Here is a 16,887-nt window from a genome sequence, read left to right as displayed (position 1 = left end):
GCCCCATGACCGCCGAAACCGACTCCCCCCAGCTGCTCCACCTCGTCATCGGCGGCGAGCTGCGCCACCTTGACGCCCCGGTGTTCCGCGACCTGACCAAGGTCGAGTTTGTCGGCGCCTTCCCGAACTACGAGGAAGCCCGCAAGGCCTGGAAGGCCAGGGCCCAGGCCACGGTCGACAACGCCCATATGCGGTTCTTTATCCTGCATGCCCACCGGATGATCGACCCGCGCGGCGACACGCACGCCCACTGACGGCGGAGCCGGGTTTCGACCCGGCGCGCTTTGAGGACTATACTGACGCGCCTGATCCCGACGCCCCTTTGCAGGAACCCCGCCCTTGACCCTGTTCGGCCGAACCTTCGACGGAACGGAGATCGCCTCCCTGGCCTCAATGCTGCTGGTGCTGGTCCTCTGGATCAGCGTCTGGCGCGGCAACCGTCGTGAATCTCATTGGCTCAAGACCTGGAACGCCGAGCGCAAGGCGCGTCGCGAGGCCGAGATCGCCGCCGAGGGCGGAGAACCCCGGTCGCCATCTGAAAAGAGCGAGCCGCGCGGCCCCTGGGGCTGACACCGGCTATTCCCGCTTCAGCAGCTTCTCCGTCAGCACCGTGCCCCACCAGCTGGCCTTGAATTCGGCCCGGATCGCCTTCGGATCGTAGGTGTCGCTGTCGACCCAGTCGATGAAACTGACGCCGGTCGGCTCGACCTCCCTCAGGTATTTCTCCAGCGTATAGTCCAGCACCCCGGTCAGCCCCTCGCGGTGGTGCAGGTATTTCTTGTCCAGCTGCCGGATCGCCTCCGAGATCGGCTCGCCCAGATGGAAGTGGCGATAGAAGACCGCCATCATCCCCGCCCGGTCCGCGCCAGACTTGCAGTGGATCAGCACCGGATATTCGATCGTCCCGAACAGCTCCCGCGCCCGGTGCACCCGCTCTTTCTGCGGCGGATCGCGCGAATCCAGCGGCGCGTCGATCAGCGTCAGCCCCAGCCGCGCGCACGCCGCCTTCTCCAGCGCATAATAGGCCTCGTCCCGCGCCCCGCGCAGGTTGATGACGGTCCGGATTCCCTGCGTCTTCCAGTACGCCAGCTGGCGCGGCGACGGCTGGTTGGTCCGCACCAGGTCCGGCCCCAGCCAGTGGGCGTTCATGAACCACCGCCGCAAAAAGGCGTGGTCCTTCCAGACATAGTCCCACCGGGCGCGAAACCGGCCGGCGGGGGAGGTGAGATCGTAGCGGGGCATGCAGGGGAGATAGCTGTTTGCGGCACGACCGTCACCGTCTCCCCGCTTGACTTCCCCCCCGTCCCGTCCGACCTCGGACCGATGACGACGCCCGCCCACGCCGCCGAGGAAAGAGAGCCGCTGCGCCCCCTGCTGGCGCGGATCTGGCGCGACTACCTCTCGCACCACAAGGCGCCGCTGTTCCTGTCGATGCTGTGCGCGGCCGTGGCCGGCGGCCTGGCGGCCCTGACGTTGAAGCTGCTGGAACCCGCCATCAACGGCCTGTTTCTGAAGGCGGACGCCCCCATCAGGCTGTGGGGCGTGATCGACATCCCGCCGGGTCAGGCCCTCGTCTACATCCCCGCCGCCATCATTCTGGTCGCCGTCGTCTGGACCATCGCCTCGCTGGGACAGGCCGCCCTGGTAAACCGCCTGGGCCATGGCATCGTCGGCGACATCCAGGTGCGGCTGTTCGGCGCCATGATCCGCGCCGACCTGGCCCGGCTGCGCAGCCAGCACACCGGCAGCTTCGTCTCCTCGGTGCTGTTCGACGCCAATCTGGTGCGCGAGGCCTTCACCAACGGCGTGGTCAACTACACCCAGCACAGCATCACCCTGTTCGCCGTGATCGTGGCCATGGCGTTCATCGACTGGAGGCTGACGGCCATCGTCCTGCTGGGCGTGCCCCTGACCACCCTCGTCCTGCGCCGCTTCTCCCGGCGCACGCGCAAGGCCACGACGGGGGCGATGAAGGAGACCGAGAACCTCTCCACCGCCCTGATGGAGAACCTCGACGGCGTCCGCCTGATCAAGATCGAGAACCGCGAGGCCGCCGAGCAATCCCGCGTCGGCGAAGTGGTCTCGCGCCGCCAGCGGCACGTGATCAAGAGCGCCGACGCCCGCGCCTTCGCTGGACCCTTCTCCAATCTGGTCGCCATGATCGTGGTCGCCGCCGTCATGGCCTACGCCGGATGGCGGGCGCGGGACGGGGCCATGAGCATCGGCTCCTTCGCCGCCTTCATCGGCCTGCTGATGGCCGCCGGCCAATCGTTGCGGCAGGTTACCAATCTCCAGACCGTGATGACCGAGGGCCTGACCGCCGCCCGCCGCCTGTTCGCCGCCCTGGATATCCAGCCCGAGATTCGCGAGACGCCTGACGCCGCGCCGTTCGAGCACGGACCGACCACCGTGACCTTCGACCGTGTCTCCTTCGCCTATGGACCCACCTCCGACGGCGCGGCGCCGACCCTGTCGGATGTCAGCCTGACCGTCGCCCCCGGCGAGACCGTCGCCCTGGTCGGCCCGTCGGGCGGCGGCAAGAGTACGATCCTCAGCCTGCTCCCGCGCTTCTATGACGTGACGGGCGGCGCCGTGACCCTCAATGGCCGCGACATCCGCGAACTGAAGCTGCACGACCTGCGCGCCTCCATCGCCCTGGTGACCCAGGAGCCCTTTCTGTTCGACGACACCATCGCCGCCAACATCGCCTACGGCCGCCACGGCGCCACGGCCGAACAGGTCGTCGCCGCCGCCCAGGCCGCCGCCGCTCATGAGTTCATCACGGCGCTGCCCGAGGGCTATGCGACCCGCGCCGGCGAGGCGGGCCTGCGCCTGTCCGGCGGCCAGCGTCAGCGTATCGCCATCGCGCGCGCCTTCCTCAAGGACGCGCCGATCCTGCTGCTGGACGAGGCCACCTCGGCCCTCGACACCGAAAGCGAGGCGCTGGTCCAGGCCGCCCTCGAACGCCTGATGCAGGGGCGCGCGACGCTGATGATCGCCCACCGCCTGTCCACTGTCCGCAAGGCCGACCGCATCCATGTGATCGAGGCCGGGCGGGTCGTTGAGACCGGGAACCACGCCGAACTGGTCAAGCTTGGCGGACGCTATTCGCGTCTTGCGAAACAGCAGTCGTTGGACGGGGACCCCGTCACGGCGGTGATATGAGACCTCTCCGCAACCCTCTCATCCAGGGCGTCCTCGCCTGGCTGCTGGCCGGCTGGATGCGATTCTGCTTCGCCACCATTCGCTGGACGCATCACAATGAGGGCGTGGCCGAAGCCATCTGGAAGCAGGGCGGCGGCGTACTGTGCGCCTTCTGGCATTCGCGCATCGGTCTGGCCACCGCCTGCTGGCCGCATGACCGGGCCCAGCCGGTCAAGGCCCTGGTCTCCCTCAGTCCCGACGGCCAGTTCCTCGCCAAGGCGCTGGCCCGCCGGGGCTTCCCGGCCATCCGCGGCTCCTCCACCAACAAGGACAAGGCTGACCGGGGCAAGGGCGGCGCCCAGGCCCTGCGCGACGGCCTGCGCCAGCTCAAGGTCGGCGGTCTGGCCATCACGCCTGACGGCCCACGTGGCCCGTCGCGCAAAATGGGTGAGGGTCTCCCCCTGCTGGCCAAGCTGTCGAAGGCGCCGGTGCTCTTCATCGGTGTGTCCTGCAAGCCGGCGATCCGTCTCAACAGCTGGGACCGCGCAGTCCTGCCCCTGCCCTTTGCACGCGGCGCCATCGTGTGGGACGTCAATCACTACCCTGAAGGCGCTGAACTGGTGGATGTCGCCCGGGCGTGGACAGAACGGCTTACGGCTGTGGAGGCCGCCGCCGACGCGATCACTGGCCTGGAGCGCGTTTGACGTGAGCCCAGCCCTGATCTTCTACCGCCTCCTGACCCGGTTGCTGGAGCCGCTCGCCCCGCGCCTGCTCGACGCCCGCGCCAAACAGGGCAAGGAGGATCCCGCCCGCGTCGACGAACGGCTCGGCCGCGCCTCTGTCCCACGGCCCGCGGGCGATCTGGTCTGGCTGCACGGCGTCAGCGTCGGCGAAACCCTGTCGCTCCTGCCCGTGGTCGAACGCCTGCGCCGTCACCGGCCGGACCTCGCCGTTCTGGTCACCTCCGGCACCCTGACCTCGGCGACCCTGCTCGTCCAGCGACTGCCGACCGGGGTCATGCACCAGTTCGCCCCGGTCGATACGCCGGGCGCGGTCGCCGCCTTCCTCGACCACTGGCGGCCCTCGCTGGCCGTCTTCGTCGAGAGCGAGCTCTGGCCCAATCTGATCCTCGAGGCTCGCAAGCGCGGCGTGAAACTGGTTCTCGCCAGCGCCCGCATCACAGAAAAGACCGTCGACGGCTGGCGACGGTTCCCCGGCGCGGTCCGTGAAATCCTCTCCGCCTTCGACCGCATACTGCCGCAGGACGAGACCTCCGCCGCACGACTGCACAGCCTCGGCGCTCGCATCGACGGCCATGTGAATCTCAAACTCTCCGGCGAGGCCCCTCCGCACGACCCCGCCGCCTTCACCCGCCTTAGCGCCGCCATCGGCGACCGGCCCGTGGTCGTCGCCGCCAGCACCCATGACGGCGAGGAAATCGCCCTCGTCCGCGCCCTCGACCGGCTGACCGACCGGCTGTGCTTGATCCTCGTGCCTCGCCATCCCGCCCGCAGCGCCGAGATCGCCGCGGGTTTGGAGCGCGACGGCTACCGTTTCGCCCTGCGGTCGCAAGGCCGTGAGCCCGATCGCGACACCGACCTCTATCTGGCCGACACCTTGGGCGAGATGGGACTGTTCCTGCGCCTCGCCGATGTCGTGGTCATGGGCGGCTCCTTCTCCGCGGCGCTCGAGAAGCCCCCGGTGGGCGGCCACAATCCGCTTGAACCCGCCCGGCTCGGCAAGCCCGCAGTCACCGGCCCCGACATGATCAACTGGGCCGCCGTGACGCAGGCTCTGGTTCAGTCCGGCGGCCTGACGGTGGTGGAGGCCCCGTGGGACCTGCCCGCCGTCCTCGCTCCCCTGCTGGCCGACTCTGACGCCGCCAGGGCGATGGGCGAGCGCGGCCGCCGCGCCGCCGCCGACGCCGGCTCAGGCCTCGACCGCCTGTGGGAGACGCTTGCCTCCTTGCTGCCGCCCGCTCCTCAGCGAGGCCGCCGATGAAGCTCAACACCCCCCGCTGGTGGTACACGCGCGACGCCCGCCACGGCGCGGTGGCCCGCACCCTGCTCCAACCCCTGTCCTGGATCTGGGCCGCCGCCACCGCCCGCCGCATCGCCCGCGCCGTGCCCGTCGATCCGGGCGTGCCCATCATCTCGGTCGGCAATCTGACCGTCGGCGGCTCAGGCAAGACACCCGTCACGCGCGAGGCCGTCCGCCTGCTGCGTGAGGCCGGGATCGACGCCCATGGGCTGTCGCGCGGTTATGGCGGATCGTTGCGCGAGCCGACGCAGGTCGATGCCGCGATCCACACCGCCGCCGACGTCGGCGACGAGCCCCTGATGCTGGCCCTCGGCGGCCCGACCTGGATCGCCCTTGACCGCGTCGCCGGCGCCCGCGCCGCGGCGGCGGCCGGCGCACAGGTTCTGGTCCTCGACGACGCCCACCAGAATCCGACGCTGAAAAAGACGCTCAGCCTCGTCGTCGTGGACGGCGAGACGCGCGGCGACGAATGGCCCTTCGGCGACGGCTCGGTGTTTCCGTCGGGTCCGATGCGCGAGAAGCTCCGCCATGGCCTCGGCCGCGCCGACGCCGTCGTGGTCCTGCTGCCCGCCGACGCCCCGGGCGTCGATCCCGAGCTGATGGAGGCCTTCGGCGATCTGCCGGTCCATGTGGCCCGGCTGATGCCCGCCGCGCCGCCGCCCAAGGGTCCGATCATCGGCTTCGCCGGCATCGCCAAGCCGTGGAAGGTCGAGCGCGCCCTCGACGCCGCCGGCGCCGAACTGATCGACTTCGCCCCCTTCCCCGATCACGCCGCCTTTCGCGAGGGCGATCTCGCCTTCCTCGCCGACCGAGCCGACCGTTACGGTGCCCGGCTGGTCACCACCGAAAAGGACTGGTTCCGCCTGCCGCCCGAATGGCGGGAGCGGGTGCTCCCATGGCCGGTCAAGGCGACCCTCGAGGACGAGGCGGCGTTTCAGCGGCTGCTGCTGAAGGCGGTCCAGGCTCACTCCGCCCGGTAAACCACCCCGCCGCGCATCACGAACCGCACCCGCTCCAGCTCCGTCACATCGGTCAGCGGATCGCCGCTGACCGCGATCAGGTCCGCCGGCATGCCCGACGCGACCCGTCCGGCCTCCTGGGAAATCCGCAGATGCGCCGCCGCATTCACCGTGGCCGCCTGGATCGCTTCGAGCGGCGTCATACCGGCCTGGACCATCAGGGCGAACTCCTGGGCGTTGTCGCCGTGGGCCGAGACGCCGCTGTCAGTGCCGAAGGCGATCCGTACCCTGCCCTCGTGCGCGCGCCGCGCCATGTCCAGCATCTTCGGCCCGGCCTCCAGCGCCTTGGCGGTCTGGGCCGGGGTGAAGAAATTGTTGGGGCCCGAGGCGATCCGCCCCACGAAATCCCCGGCCAGCAAGGTGGGCACCAGATAGGTCCCCTCGCGGCGGAACAGCCGGATCGATTCATCGTCCAGATAGGTGCCGTGCTCAATCGAATCGCCTCCGGCCCGCAGGAAGGCGTTGATCCCATCGACCCCATGGGCGTGTGCCGTCACCTGGCGCCCCATCCGATGCGCGGCGCCGACGATGGCCGCCAGCTCCTCATCCGAGAACTGCTGACCCAGCCCCGCCGCCGTGTTCGACAGCACGCCGCCGGTCGCGGTGATCTTGATGATGTCGGCCCCCGACCGGACCTGCAGCCGCACCGCCCGCATACAGTCATCGGCGCCCGAGCAGACGCTCTCGTTCGACAACAGGTGCATGACGTCTTCTCGATAGCCGTTGATGTCGCCATGCCCGCCATGGACCGATACCGACGAACCCGAGGCGATAACGCGAGGCCCCGGGATGTCGCCGCGCCGGATGGCGTCGCGCAGGGCGAAGACGGACTCATTGGTCCCCCCCAGGTCGGCCACGGTGGTGAAGCCCGCCATCAGCGTGCGACGGGCATAGCGGGCGCCGGCCATCGCCTGTTCCGCGTTCGACTGGGTGACCGCCTCCAGACGCGCATTGGGGTTCTGCTGCTGGGTCAGATGGACATGGCTGTCGATCAGCCCGGGCAGCACGAATGAGTCGCGCAGATCAACGATACGGCCCTCTCCGACGAAGCCGTCGCGCACCTGGACGATTCGGTTCCCTTCGATCACGAGAGTTTTATCGCGTTGCACAACGCCGGTCGACGGATCGGCCAGAAGCCGCCCCACATGAACGAACGTCGTTCCTTCCACAGGGGATACAGGGGCGGGTGCGGGCGTTTGCGCGGCAACGCTCGTCGCACCCAACAATGCCGCGGCGGCCAACAATGATGTGATCAGCTTCACGAAATCCTCCCGGAACAGGGCTTGCACCTTAGACATCCGGGCGTCTTAGCCAAGGCTCAGGTTGAAACACCCGTCACGAACTGAAACAACCCGTGTCCTGTTCTGTAACCGTGCGAGGGGCGTCGCATGCGCTTGGCGAGACGAGGCTTCATTCTTGGCGGCGCGGCGATCCTGTCGGGCTGCGCCGCCACGAGCTCCAGCCAGACCGCGGGTTTCCGCCCGCTGGCCACCTCGGCCCTTCCGCCTCGCCCGGTCCTCGCCCGCGCCGCCCCCGGCCTCCAGACCGTCCAGGTCGCCTCGCCGCCGCTCGATCCGAGCGGCGTGGTGCGCAAGGAGCTGATGGACCGCGCCATGGCCGCGCTCGACATCCATCACCGCCGGGTGCCGCTGCGCGACCGCATGTATCTGGTCGACTTCAAGAAATATTCAGGCGAGGAGCGGCTGTACGAGGTCGATCTGGTCGCCGGCAACGTCACCGCCCTGCGCACCTGCCACGGCCGAGGCTCCGACCCGGCGCACTCCGGCTTCGCCCGCGACTTCTCCAACATCCCGGAGAGCTACATGTCCTCGGTCGGAGCCTACGCCACCGCCGGCGCAGGCCATGGCGCCCAGCAAGGGCCGAACGTATTGCTCGACGGGCTGGAGTACTCGAACGACCGCGCCCGCGAACGGGCCATCATCGTCCACGGCGCCGACTACGCCGACCCGGACTTTCTGGCCCGCGAGGGCAAGCTGGGCCGCAGCTACGGCTGTTTTTCAGTCGCCCACACCGACCTGCCCAGCCTTCGCGAACGGATGGGCGAAGGCCGGCTGCTGTTCGCCTGGGCCTGAGCCGGCCCTATTTCAGCACGGCCAGCAGCACGGCCACCCAGTGCACCGCCGCAGCCACGACCACATGGCCGTGCCAGATCGCGCGCCGGTATCGCATCGCCTTGTTGGCGTAGAAGATCACGCCCACGGAATACAGCAGCCCCCCGACCGCCATCAGGATCAGCGGCGCGAGGCCCAGACTCTGCATGATTGGCTGGATGGCGATGACCATCAGCCAGCCCAGCGCCAGATAGACGACGATCCAGAACCCTTTGCCCAGCCCGGGCAGGAACAGCTTGGCCAGGGCGGCGAAGATGGCCGTGGCCCACACCGCCGAGGTCATCCCCCAGGCCCAGGCCCCGGTCAGATGCTGGGTCGTGAACGGGGTGTAGGAGCCCGCGATCATCACGAATATGCCCGCGTGGTCAAAGCGCCGCAGCAGCGGCTGAAACCGCGGGGCGGCGAAATTATAGGCCGTCGACAGCCCCAGCATGGTCAGCAGCCCGACCGCATAGATGGCCGCCGCCGTCAGCCGCCCGACATGGCCGAATCCGATCGCCAGCCCCAGCAACATCCCGCCCCCGACCAGGGCCAGCGCCAGTCCGGTCAGATGGACGATCAGATCGGCGAGCCGCTCCTTCCCATCGCGGTAATGGCTCGGCGGCTCGGGCGGCAAGGCGTCGGTCACAATTTCAGTTCCCCCCGGAATCACGCTCCAGCGCCCGCCAGCCGATGTCCGTGCGGTGAAACCCGCCCGGCCAGTCGATCTTCCTGACCGCCGCATAGGCCCGGGCCCGCGCCTCGGCGATGTCCTTGCCTCGCGCGCAGACATTCAGCACCCGGCCGCCCGCCGCCGCCAGCTGGCCGTCCGCGCGGCGCCGCGTCCCGGCGTGGAACACCCGCACATGCGGGCCGAAATCCTGTTCGGCCCCGCGGATGATCGAGCCTTCCAGCGGACTGTCGGGATAGCCCGAGGCCGCCAGCACTACGCAGATCACCGTATCCGCACTGAACTCCGGCATCCGCGCCCTGGTCAGGTCGCCGCGCGCGCAGGCCAGCAGCAGGGGCACCAGGTCCCCGTCCAGCCGCATCATCAGCACCTGGCATTCCGGATCGCCGAAACGGGCATTGAACTCGACCACCTTGGGTCCGTCCTCCGTGGCCATCAGCCCGGCGTACAACACCCCGCGATAGGGCGCGCCCTCGGCCGCCATGGCCGCGACCACCGGCTGGACAATCAGACGGTCGGCCGCCTCGACCAGCTCGGGGGTGAACACCGGCGCCGGCGAATAGCTGCCCATGCCGCCCGTGTTCGGGCCCAGGTCGCCGTCATAGGCCCGCTTGTGATCCTGCGCCCCGCCCAGCAGCATCGCGCGCGTCCCGTCGCAGACAGCGAACAGCGACCCCTCCTCGCCGTCCATGAACTCCTCGATCACCACTCGCGCCCCGGCCGCGCCGAACCGGCCGCCCAGCATTCGCTCGATCTCGCCCTCGGCATCGCGCTTGTTCGGGCTGATGGCCACGCCCTTGCCTGCCGCCAGACCGTCGGCCTTGATCACATACGGCGATTTGAATACCGACAGGGCCTGCCGCGCCTCATGCAGCCGCTCATAGACGCCGAAGCCCGCCGTGGGGATTTCGTGGCGCTCCATGAAGGCCTTGGAGAAGGCCTTGGAGGTCTCCAGCTGCGCCGCCTTCGCCGTCGGCCCGAAACAGGGAATCCCCGCCGCCGCCAGCCGGTCGGCCAGCCCGGCCTCCAGCGCCGTCTCGGGCCCGACCACCACCAGATCAGCTTTGATCTCGCGCGCCAGCGCCGCCAGCCCGTCGGCGTCGGTGATCTTCATGGGCCGCAGCTCGCCCAGCTTTTCCATACCCGGATTGCCGGGCGCGACAACCAGCCGCCGCACCAGCGGCGACTGGGCGATCTTCCACGCCAAGGCGTGCTCGCGTCCGCCCGATCCCACCAGCAGGATGTTCATGCGCGGGCAATGCCGGGAGCGGCGAAGGCGGTCAAGTCACAGCCGGTGATCACAGGACGATCGCTGAGATCACATAGACAATGACGCCCAGCAGCAGGATCGACCCGATGACCAGCCAAGGGCTCACCGCCGGCCCGTCGCTGCGACGTCCCAGTTCGCGTTCGCGGGGGTCCCGATCGTCGGGATCGGTGTTTCGGGGGTCAGCCATGGAACGACAATGGTCGCTCGCATCCACCGTTCCCGCAAGGCCCGACTGCCGCTAGTCTCTCCCGATGAGCGACGACTCCTACGTCTTCGAGGGTCCGGCCGACGAACCGGCGGCGCCCGCACGGGACAACAACCCGCCCCAGACGGTGTCCGAGCTGTCGTTCGCCCTCAAGCGTACGCTGGAAGACCGGTTCGGCCACGTCCGGCTGCGGGGTGAGATATCCAAGGTCAATCACCACGCCTCGGGCCATGTCTACCTGACCCTTAAGGACGACAAGGCCGCCATCGACGGCGTCATCTGGAAGGGCTCCGTGCGCGGCCTCGGCGTCCGGCCCGAGTCGGGGCTGGAGGTCATCGTCACCGGCAAGATCACCTCCTATCCGGCGCGCTCCTCCTACCAGATCGTCATCGAGACCATGGAGGCCGCCGGCGCCGGCGCGCTTCTGGCCCAGCTGGAGCGGCTGAAGGCGAAACTGGCCGGCGAGGGTCTGTTTGAACCCGGCCGCAAGAAGCCCGTCCCGACCTTCCCCGCCGTCGTCGGAGTCATCACCAGCCCGACCGGGGCGGTGATCCGCGACATCCTGCACCGCATCGCCGAGCGCTGGCCGTGCCGCGTCATCGTCTGGCCCGTCGTGGTCCAGGGCGAGGCGGCCTGCGGCCAGGTGTCCGCCGCCATCCGCGGCTTCGACGCCCTGATGTCCGGCGGGCCGATCCCCCGCCCCGACGTGCTGATCGTCGCCCGCGGGGGCGGCTCGGTCGAGGATCTGTGGTGCTTCAATGACGAGGGACTGGCCCGAACCGTCGCCGCCGCTGCCATCCCGATCATCTCGGCCGTCGGGCACGAGACCGACACCACCCTGATCGACTTCGTCTCAGACCGCCGCGCGCCTACGCCAACGGGCGCGGCCGAGATCGCTACTCCGGTGCTGGCCGACCTGCGCTACGCCGTCGCCGATCTGGACCGCCGCCTCGCCCGCGCCGGAGGCCGCATCCTCGAGGACCGCCGCACCCGGCTGCGCGCCGCCGCCCGCGGCCTGCCCGCCCGGCCTGAGGATGTCCTGGCCCTGCCGCAACAGCGTCTCGACCACGCCGGCAACCGGCTGGCCTCGGGCCTGACGCGCAATCTCGTTCTGCATGAGCGCGCGCTGGTCGGCGTCACGGGCCGCCTCTCGCCCACCCTGCTCGACCGGGCCATGGAGCGACGCGGGGACCGGCTTGAATCTGTGTCCGCGCGCCTCGGCTCGGGTCTCGGCGCCAATGTGAAGGCCCATGAGCATCGCCTGCTGCGCGCCCTCTCCCGCCTGTCGCCGGAACCGCTGTATCGCCGTCTGGACCAGCGGGCGGCCCGGCTCGAGTCCGTCGGAACGCGGCTCATCGCCCTGCCCCGGCGGCTCGACGCCGACACGGCGCGGCTGGCGGCCCTCGCCCGCGCGCTGACCGGTCTTAACCCGAAGGCCCCCAAGCCCGGCTTCGCCCGCGTCGAGAGCCAGGACGGCGCCATGATCGCCGCAGCCGCCGCCCTGCAGGACGGTCAGGCCGTCCGCCTCGTCTTCGCCGACGGATCGCGCGGCGCGCACATCGACGGCGGCGACGCCCCGCCGCCGCCCAAGGCGCCGGCCGCCTCGCCTCGCGCCAAGGCTCCGCCGCCGGGCCAGGGTGATCTTTTTTGAGCGCGAAAGCCGTGGCGCGATCCACCCGTGCAGGTTAGCCTGCGTCCATGGCCAAGAACCAGACCGCCAAGGCGACACTCCATTATGGCGACGGCGAATACGCCGTGCTCAAGCCCGGCCGTTTCGTGACCTGCGCGGTCAGCGGCAAGTCCATCCCGCTGGAGACCCTGCGCTACTGGTCGGTCAGTCTTCAGGAGGCCTATGCTGGTCCCGACGAGGCCTTCCAGCGACTGGGGCAGGTCGCGTGATCCTGAACCGTCGGGGTGTCGTTCTCGGCTCCGGCGCCTTGATCGCCGCCGGTTCGGCGCGCGCGCAGGATGATGCTGGGCTGACCCTGACCGGCCGTTTCGTTCAGGGCGGCCACACCCTCGGCCGGACCTGGCCCCGCGCCCTGATCTTCGTCGACGGGGAATCCCTGACCGCCGCCTCGGCCGACGGGTGGTTCATCATCGGCTTCGACCGCGACGCGGCCGCCAGCGTCCAGATCGAGGCCCGTCTCGGAGACCGCGCCGTCCGCCGGACCCTCGACATAGCCCGCGGCCAGTTTCCGTCGACCAGCGTCAGCGGCCTGCCGCCCTCGACTGTCGAGCCCTCCGACCCCGAATTGCTGGCACGCATCCAGCGCGAGATCGTGCTCAAGACCGAAGGGTTCGCCAGCCGCATCGACGCCGACCATTTCCGCGACGGCTTCGACTGGCCGCTGGAGGGCTTCCGCGTCACCAGCCGCTGGGGCAGCCAGCGGATCCTCAACGGCACACCCGCGCGGCCCCACTACGGCATCGATCTGGCGGCGCCGCAAGGGACGGTGATTCGCGCGCCGGCCGCCGGCCGTGTCGCGCTGGCCCAGCCAGGGTTGCATTTCGAGGGCGGGCTGGTCCTGATCGACCACGGCCAGGGGTTGATTACCGCCTACCTCCACCAGTCCCGTATCGACGTTGCGGCGGGCCAGGAATTGAGGCGCGGCGACCCGATCGGCCGGGTCGGCATGACCGGTCGGGCCACCGGTCCGCACCTGTGCTGGCGCATGAAGTGGCGCGACCGCAACCTCGACCCGTCGCTGCTTGTGAAAGCCTGAACGTGCGTAACCGGCTACATCTCTGACTGAACGATGATCGGTCATGGACGAGGAATGATTCGCCCCTTAAATTAAAGATCCTCCCTCGCCGATTCCGGCATGGCCCCCGACTAATGTCCTCTCTTCAGGCGCTCCAGGTTCTGCTGGTCGATGACAACCAGCATATGCGGGCGATTACGTCCGCCGTGTTGCAGTCGGCCGGCGTGCGCAAGGTTCGCGAGGCCGCTGACGGCGCCGCCGCCCTCGAGATGCTGCGCGAACACCCGGTCGATCTGGCCATCGTCGACTTCAACATGTTCCCCCTGGACGGGGTCGAGTTCACCCGCCTGGTCCGCAACAGCCCGGACAGCGTCAATCCCTATCTGCCGATCATCATGATGACCGGCCATTCCGAAAAGAGCCGCGTCTATGAGGCGCGCGACGCCGGGGTGACGGAGTTCGTGGTCAAGCCGATCACGGCCAAGGCCATCCTTGACCGCATCCAGGCGGTGATCTTCAAGCCCCGCCCGTTCGTGAAGACCGACGGCTATTTCGGCCCGGACCGCCGTCGTTCCACCGCGTCGACCTACAAGGGGCCGCTGCGCCGCGCCTCGGATCAGGCCAAGGGCGACTCCAGCGCGGCATAGACCCGGTCGGGCCACCGTTTGTGGACCCAGAACCAGTCAACCGGACTCTCGCGCACCCGATCCTCGATGAAGCTTGTGATCGCCTGTACGCCGCGCGCGATGTCGGCCTGACGGTCGCCGGTCTGCGTCAGCTCAATGGGCTCATAGACGGTCAGCCGGAACCGCACCCCCGGCAGCCGCACCACCGACATCGGCTGCAGCACCGTTTCGAAGCGCAGCGCCAGCCGGCTGGGCCCCGGCGCCGCGTTCACCGGCTGGCCGAAGAAGGTCACTTCCGGCCCCTCGGAAAACTTCTGGTCGTTCATCAGGGCCACCGACTCGCCGCGCGCCATCCCCCCCAGCAGTTCCCGGGCGCCGTCCCCGCCCTTGGGCGCGAACAGCTTGACGCCATACCGCGCCCGCGCCGCGATGATCTGAGCGTCCACATAGGGATTGTTGGCCGCGCGATAGGTGATCTGGCACGGCACGCCCGAGCCCGTGATCGTCGCCGCCAGCGTTTCGATATTGGCGAAATGCCCGCCCACGAAGACCACCGGCTTTCCCGAGTCGCGAATGGCGCGCAGCCGCTCAAGGCCGACCACTTCGATCCGGCCCTGCTTGACCAGAATGTCCATCACCGCCGTCTCGGCGAAGGCGCGGCCGGTCTGTTCCCACTGCGCCAGTGCCAGGGCCTCGCGTTCGGCCTCGGGCATGTCGGGAAAGGCGATGCGCAAGTTCCGCATCACCGTGCGCTGAGTGCCCGTTTTCGGCCCCAGCGTCCGCAGCAGCCAGCCGCCCAGCGCCGAGGCCTGCTCGACGCCCAACAGCCGCATGAAGCCGACGAAGCCGGCGAAGGCCGCCGCCTCCAGCCGCCAGATCAGATCCTGGCGGAAACCGATCCGTCCGGCTTCGTCACCAGGCAATGGTGATCCCGCCATCCACCACCAACGTCTGCCCCGTCATGTATGCCGAGGCCGGCGCCGCCAGATAGACCGCCGCCCCCGCGATCTCGTCCGGCTGGCCGATCCGCTTCAGCGGCGCGGGGTCGGTGACCTGTTTCAGCAGCTCGGGGTTCTCCCACAGGTATTTGGCGAAGTCGGTCTGCACCAGGCCGGGCGCGATAGTGTTGCATCTCACGTTTGACGCCCCCCACTCGACCGCCAGGTTGCGCGCCAGCTGCATGTCCGCCGCCTTGGAGATGTTGTAGGCGCCGATCAGCGCATTGCCCCGCAAGCCCCCGATCGACGAGACGATGATCACCGACCCGTCCCGGCGCTCCAGCATCTGCGGCGCGACCATCTGGATCAGCCAGTGATTGGAGACCACATTGTTCTGCAGGATCTTGCCGAACTGTTCGTCATTGATCCCCGCCATCGGCCCCGCATAGGGATTGGTCGCGGCGTTGCAGACCAGAATGTCGATCCGGCCGAAGGCGGCGTTGGTCTCATCCACCAGCCGCTGCAGTTCCTCCTTCGAAGCGATGTTGGCCGGAATGGCGATGGCCCGGCCCTCACCGTGTTTTGCATTGATGGCCGAGGCGACCTCGTCGCACGGGCCCGGCTTGCGCGAACTGATCACCACACGAGCGCCGTGCTCGGCCATCCGTTCGGCGATGGCCTTGCCGATACCCTTCGACGAGCCGGTGATGACGGCGACCTTGCCGGTCAGATCGAACAATTCCATCGTTAACCTCGAAGAGTAGGGAGAATTCGTGCATCGACGCTAGGCGTTTAGCTCTGATACCCCGATACTCGGTCGATTCCATCCGGGAAGACGGACCATCCGTTTCCAATGCGCGCACTTACCCAAGGCTTTCTGTTCTTCGGCTACCTCTTCCTGGCCCTGACGGTCGGCGCCTTCGTGTGGCGCGCGGGCCTCGGCGCCGGAGCCGGCGCGGCCGGGGCCATCGCCACCATGGGCCTGATGGTCGCGGTCCACGTCGGCATCAACGGCCGCGCCGACAAGGCCGCCCTTCGCAAGGAAATCGAACAGGTTCGCGAGGCCCACCGCCTGCTGGCCGACGCCATGGAGTCGACGCAGGGCGCCCTCACCGAACTGGCCCAGGCCATTGAGTCGGGTGCCGTGACCTCTACCGAGGCCCTGTCGGGCGAGGTCCGCATGCTGGAGACCCTGATCCAGCAGATGAGCGAGACTCTCGAACACCGCGCGGCCCAGCCGGAGCCGACCAATCCGTACGAGGCTCGCCACCGCGAACAGTCCAACGTCCTGCTGGCCACCATCCACGACGCCTTGGCCGAGAACCGCGTCGACCTCTATCTCCAGCCGGTCGTCTCCCTGCCCCAGCGCCGGACCATCTTCTACGAAAGCTTCACCCGCCTGCGCGCCGCCGACGACCGGGTGATGATGCCGGCCGAATACCTGTCGGTCGCCGAGGGTGAGGGTCTGGTCCCCGCCATCGACAACCTGCTGCTGTTCCGCTGCGCCCAGATCGTGCGCCGCCTCGCGCGTCAGGACCGCAAGGTCGGCGTCTTCTGCAATGTCGCCCTGTCCTCCCTGGGCGACGAGACCTTCTTCCCCCAGTTCCTCGACTTCCTCAGCGAGAACCGCGACCTCAACCAGGCCCTCATCTTTGAACTGGGCCAGGCCACCTTCGATGCCCGCGGCGCCGTCGAGGCCCGCAATATGGCCAAGCTGGCCGACCTCGGCTTCCGCTTCTCGATCGACAAGGTCCAGACGCTCGACCTCGATTTCGCCGACCTGCAAAGGTCCGACGTCAAGTTCATGAAGGTGGCGGCCGACCTGCTGATCGAACAGTTGCTCGACCTCGACGGCGCCTCGGCCCTGCCGTCGCTGCGCGACATCTCGGCGTCCGATTTCGCCGGCCTGACCCGCCGCTACGGCATCGAACTGATCGCCGAGAAATGCGAGAGCGAGCGCCAGATCGTCGACATCCTCGAACTCGACATCTCCATGGGCCAGGGCCACCTCTTCGGTGAACCTCGCGCCATCAAGGAGGCCGTGCTGGCCGAGACCGATCCTCCCGCCGATTTCATCCGCTCGACGCTGCGGAGTGCGGATCAGCGGCGGCGGTTCGGCTAGGGGAATGTGGGAATTC

Annotated in this window: 19 protein-coding genes; 12 read left to right on the top strand and 7 right to left on the bottom strand. The window is 68.9% G+C overall.

Annotated features, from left to right (window positions below; all coding sequences use genetic code 11):
* The first annotated feature begins 5 nt into the window (after positions 1–5).
* Entirely contained in the window at positions 6–254 is a 249-nt protein-coding gene (locus Q8K49_RS08770) for a DUF4170 domain-containing protein (RefSeq protein ID WP_305305366.1), read from the top strand.
* 85 nt (positions 255–339) lie between these two features.
* Entirely contained in the window at positions 340–570 is a 231-nt protein-coding gene (locus tag Q8K49_RS08765; RefSeq protein ID WP_305305365.1) for a hypothetical protein, read from the top strand.
* Between the two features lie 6 nt (positions 571–576).
* On the opposite strand, the gene Q8K49_RS08760 is transcribed toward Q8K49_RS08765, so the two are convergent.
* On the bottom strand, positions 577–1,242 hold the full coding sequence (locus Q8K49_RS08760) for a beta-lactamase hydrolase domain-containing protein (protein WP_305305364.1): 666 nt from the start codon (positions 1,240–1,242) through the stop codon (positions 577–579).
* Positions 1,243–1,323: 81 nt separating this feature from the next.
* Here Q8K49_RS08760 and Q8K49_RS08755 point away from each other — a divergent pair, with 81 nt between their 5' ends.
* The 4 genes from Q8K49_RS08755 to lpxK are packed head-to-tail and all read left to right on the top strand — an operon-like array spanning position 1,324 to position 6,164.
* A complete protein-coding gene (locus Q8K49_RS08755) occupies positions 1,324–3,165 on the top strand; it encodes an ABC transporter ATP-binding protein (RefSeq protein ID WP_305305363.1) in 1,842 nt (613 codons plus the stop codon).
* Positions 3,162–3,848: a lysophospholipid acyltransferase family protein gene (locus tag Q8K49_RS08750; protein WP_305305362.1), complete on the top strand. Its 687-nt coding sequence runs from the start codon at positions 3,162–3,164 to the stop codon at positions 3,846–3,848. The genes Q8K49_RS08755 and Q8K49_RS08750 overlap by 4 nt, the downstream gene beginning before the upstream one ends.
* Before the next feature lies 1 nt (position 3,849).
* Positions 3,850–5,145, top strand: a complete 1,296-nt coding sequence (locus tag Q8K49_RS08745; RefSeq protein WP_305305361.1) for a 3-deoxy-D-manno-octulosonic acid transferase — start codon at positions 3,850–3,852, stop codon at positions 5,143–5,145.
* A complete protein-coding gene (gene lpxK, locus Q8K49_RS08740) occupies positions 5,142–6,164 on the top strand; it encodes a tetraacyldisaccharide 4'-kinase (protein WP_305305360.1) in 1,023 nt (340 codons plus the stop codon). Before Q8K49_RS08745 ends, lpxK begins: the two co-directional genes overlap by 4 nt.
* Here lpxK and Q8K49_RS08735 read toward each other — a convergent pair.
* Positions 6,149–7,501, bottom strand: a complete 1,353-nt coding sequence (locus Q8K49_RS08735) for an amidohydrolase family protein (protein WP_370867757.1) — start codon at positions 7,499–7,501, stop codon at positions 6,149–6,151. The genes lpxK and Q8K49_RS08735 overlap by 16 nt on opposite strands.
* Before the next feature lie 90 nt (positions 7,502–7,591).
* Here Q8K49_RS08735 and Q8K49_RS08730 point away from each other — a divergent pair, with 90 nt between their 5' ends.
* Entirely contained in the window at positions 7,592–8,296 is a 705-nt protein-coding gene (locus tag Q8K49_RS08730; protein WP_305305359.1) for a murein L,D-transpeptidase catalytic domain-containing protein, read from the top strand.
* Between the two features lie 7 nt (positions 8,297–8,303).
* Here the strand turns inward: Q8K49_RS08730 and Q8K49_RS08725 are convergent, their stop codons facing one another.
* From Q8K49_RS08725 to Q8K49_RS08715, 3 genes are read right to left on the bottom strand one after another with little or no spacing between them, the layout of a single operon-like run.
* Entirely contained in the window at positions 8,304–8,963 is a 660-nt protein-coding gene (locus Q8K49_RS08725; RefSeq protein WP_305305358.1) for a hemolysin III family protein, read from the bottom strand.
* A gap of 4 nt (positions 8,964–8,967) precedes the next feature.
* Entirely contained in the window at positions 8,968–10,254 is a 1,287-nt protein-coding gene (gene purD, locus Q8K49_RS08720) for a phosphoribosylamine--glycine ligase (protein WP_305305357.1), read from the bottom strand.
* A 49-nt stretch (positions 10,255–10,303) separates the two neighbouring features.
* Entirely contained in the window at positions 10,304–10,462 is a 159-nt protein-coding gene (locus Q8K49_RS08715; protein WP_305305356.1) for a hypothetical protein, read from the bottom strand.
* Positions 10,463–10,526: 64 nt separating this feature from the next.
* On the opposite strand from Q8K49_RS08715, the gene xseA reads away from it, so the two are divergent.
* From xseA to Q8K49_RS08695, 4 genes are all read left to right on the top strand, one after another.
* A complete protein-coding gene (gene xseA, locus Q8K49_RS08710) occupies positions 10,527–12,131 on the top strand; it encodes an exodeoxyribonuclease VII large subunit (protein WP_305305355.1) in 1,605 nt (534 codons plus the stop codon).
* 47 nt (positions 12,132–12,178) lie between these two features.
* Complete coding sequence (locus tag Q8K49_RS08705) at positions 12,179–12,379, top strand: DUF2093 domain-containing protein (protein ID WP_305305354.1); 201 nt, start codon at positions 12,179–12,181, stop codon at positions 12,377–12,379.
* Entirely contained in the window at positions 12,376–13,206 is an 831-nt protein-coding gene (locus Q8K49_RS08700; protein ID WP_305305353.1) for a M23 family metallopeptidase, read from the top strand. Before Q8K49_RS08705 ends, Q8K49_RS08700 begins: the two co-directional genes overlap by 4 nt.
* Positions 13,207–13,319: 113 nt before the next feature.
* On the top strand, positions 13,320–13,832 hold the full coding sequence (locus tag Q8K49_RS08695) for a response regulator (RefSeq protein WP_305305352.1): 513 nt from the start codon (positions 13,320–13,322) through the stop codon (positions 13,830–13,832).
* Here the strand turns inward: Q8K49_RS08695 and Q8K49_RS08690 are convergent.
* Positions 13,802–14,749: a lysophospholipid acyltransferase family protein gene (locus Q8K49_RS08690; RefSeq protein ID WP_305305351.1), complete on the bottom strand. Its 948-nt coding sequence runs from the start codon at positions 14,747–14,749 to the stop codon at positions 13,802–13,804. The genes Q8K49_RS08695 and Q8K49_RS08690 overlap by 31 nt on opposite strands.
* On the bottom strand, positions 14,724–15,494 hold the full coding sequence (locus Q8K49_RS08685; RefSeq protein WP_305305350.1) for an SDR family NAD(P)-dependent oxidoreductase: 771 nt from the start codon (positions 15,492–15,494) through the stop codon (positions 14,724–14,726). Before Q8K49_RS08685 ends, Q8K49_RS08690 begins: the two co-directional genes overlap by 26 nt.
* Positions 15,495–15,602: 108 nt before the next feature.
* Here Q8K49_RS08685 and Q8K49_RS08680 point away from each other — a divergent pair, with 108 nt between their 5' ends.
* Positions 15,603–16,871, top strand: a complete 1,269-nt coding sequence (locus tag Q8K49_RS08680) for an EAL domain-containing protein (protein ID WP_305305349.1) — start codon at positions 15,603–15,605, stop codon at positions 16,869–16,871.
* Positions 16,872–16,887: the final 16 nt, after the last annotated feature.

The sequence above is a fragment of the Brevundimonas sp. genome (assembly GCF_030682035.1).
Classification (GTDB): domain Bacteria; phylum Pseudomonadota; class Alphaproteobacteria; order Caulobacterales; family Caulobacteraceae; genus Brevundimonas.
Note: the sequence above shows the minus strand (reverse complement) of the source record. Positions and strands in the feature narration are given on the sequence as shown.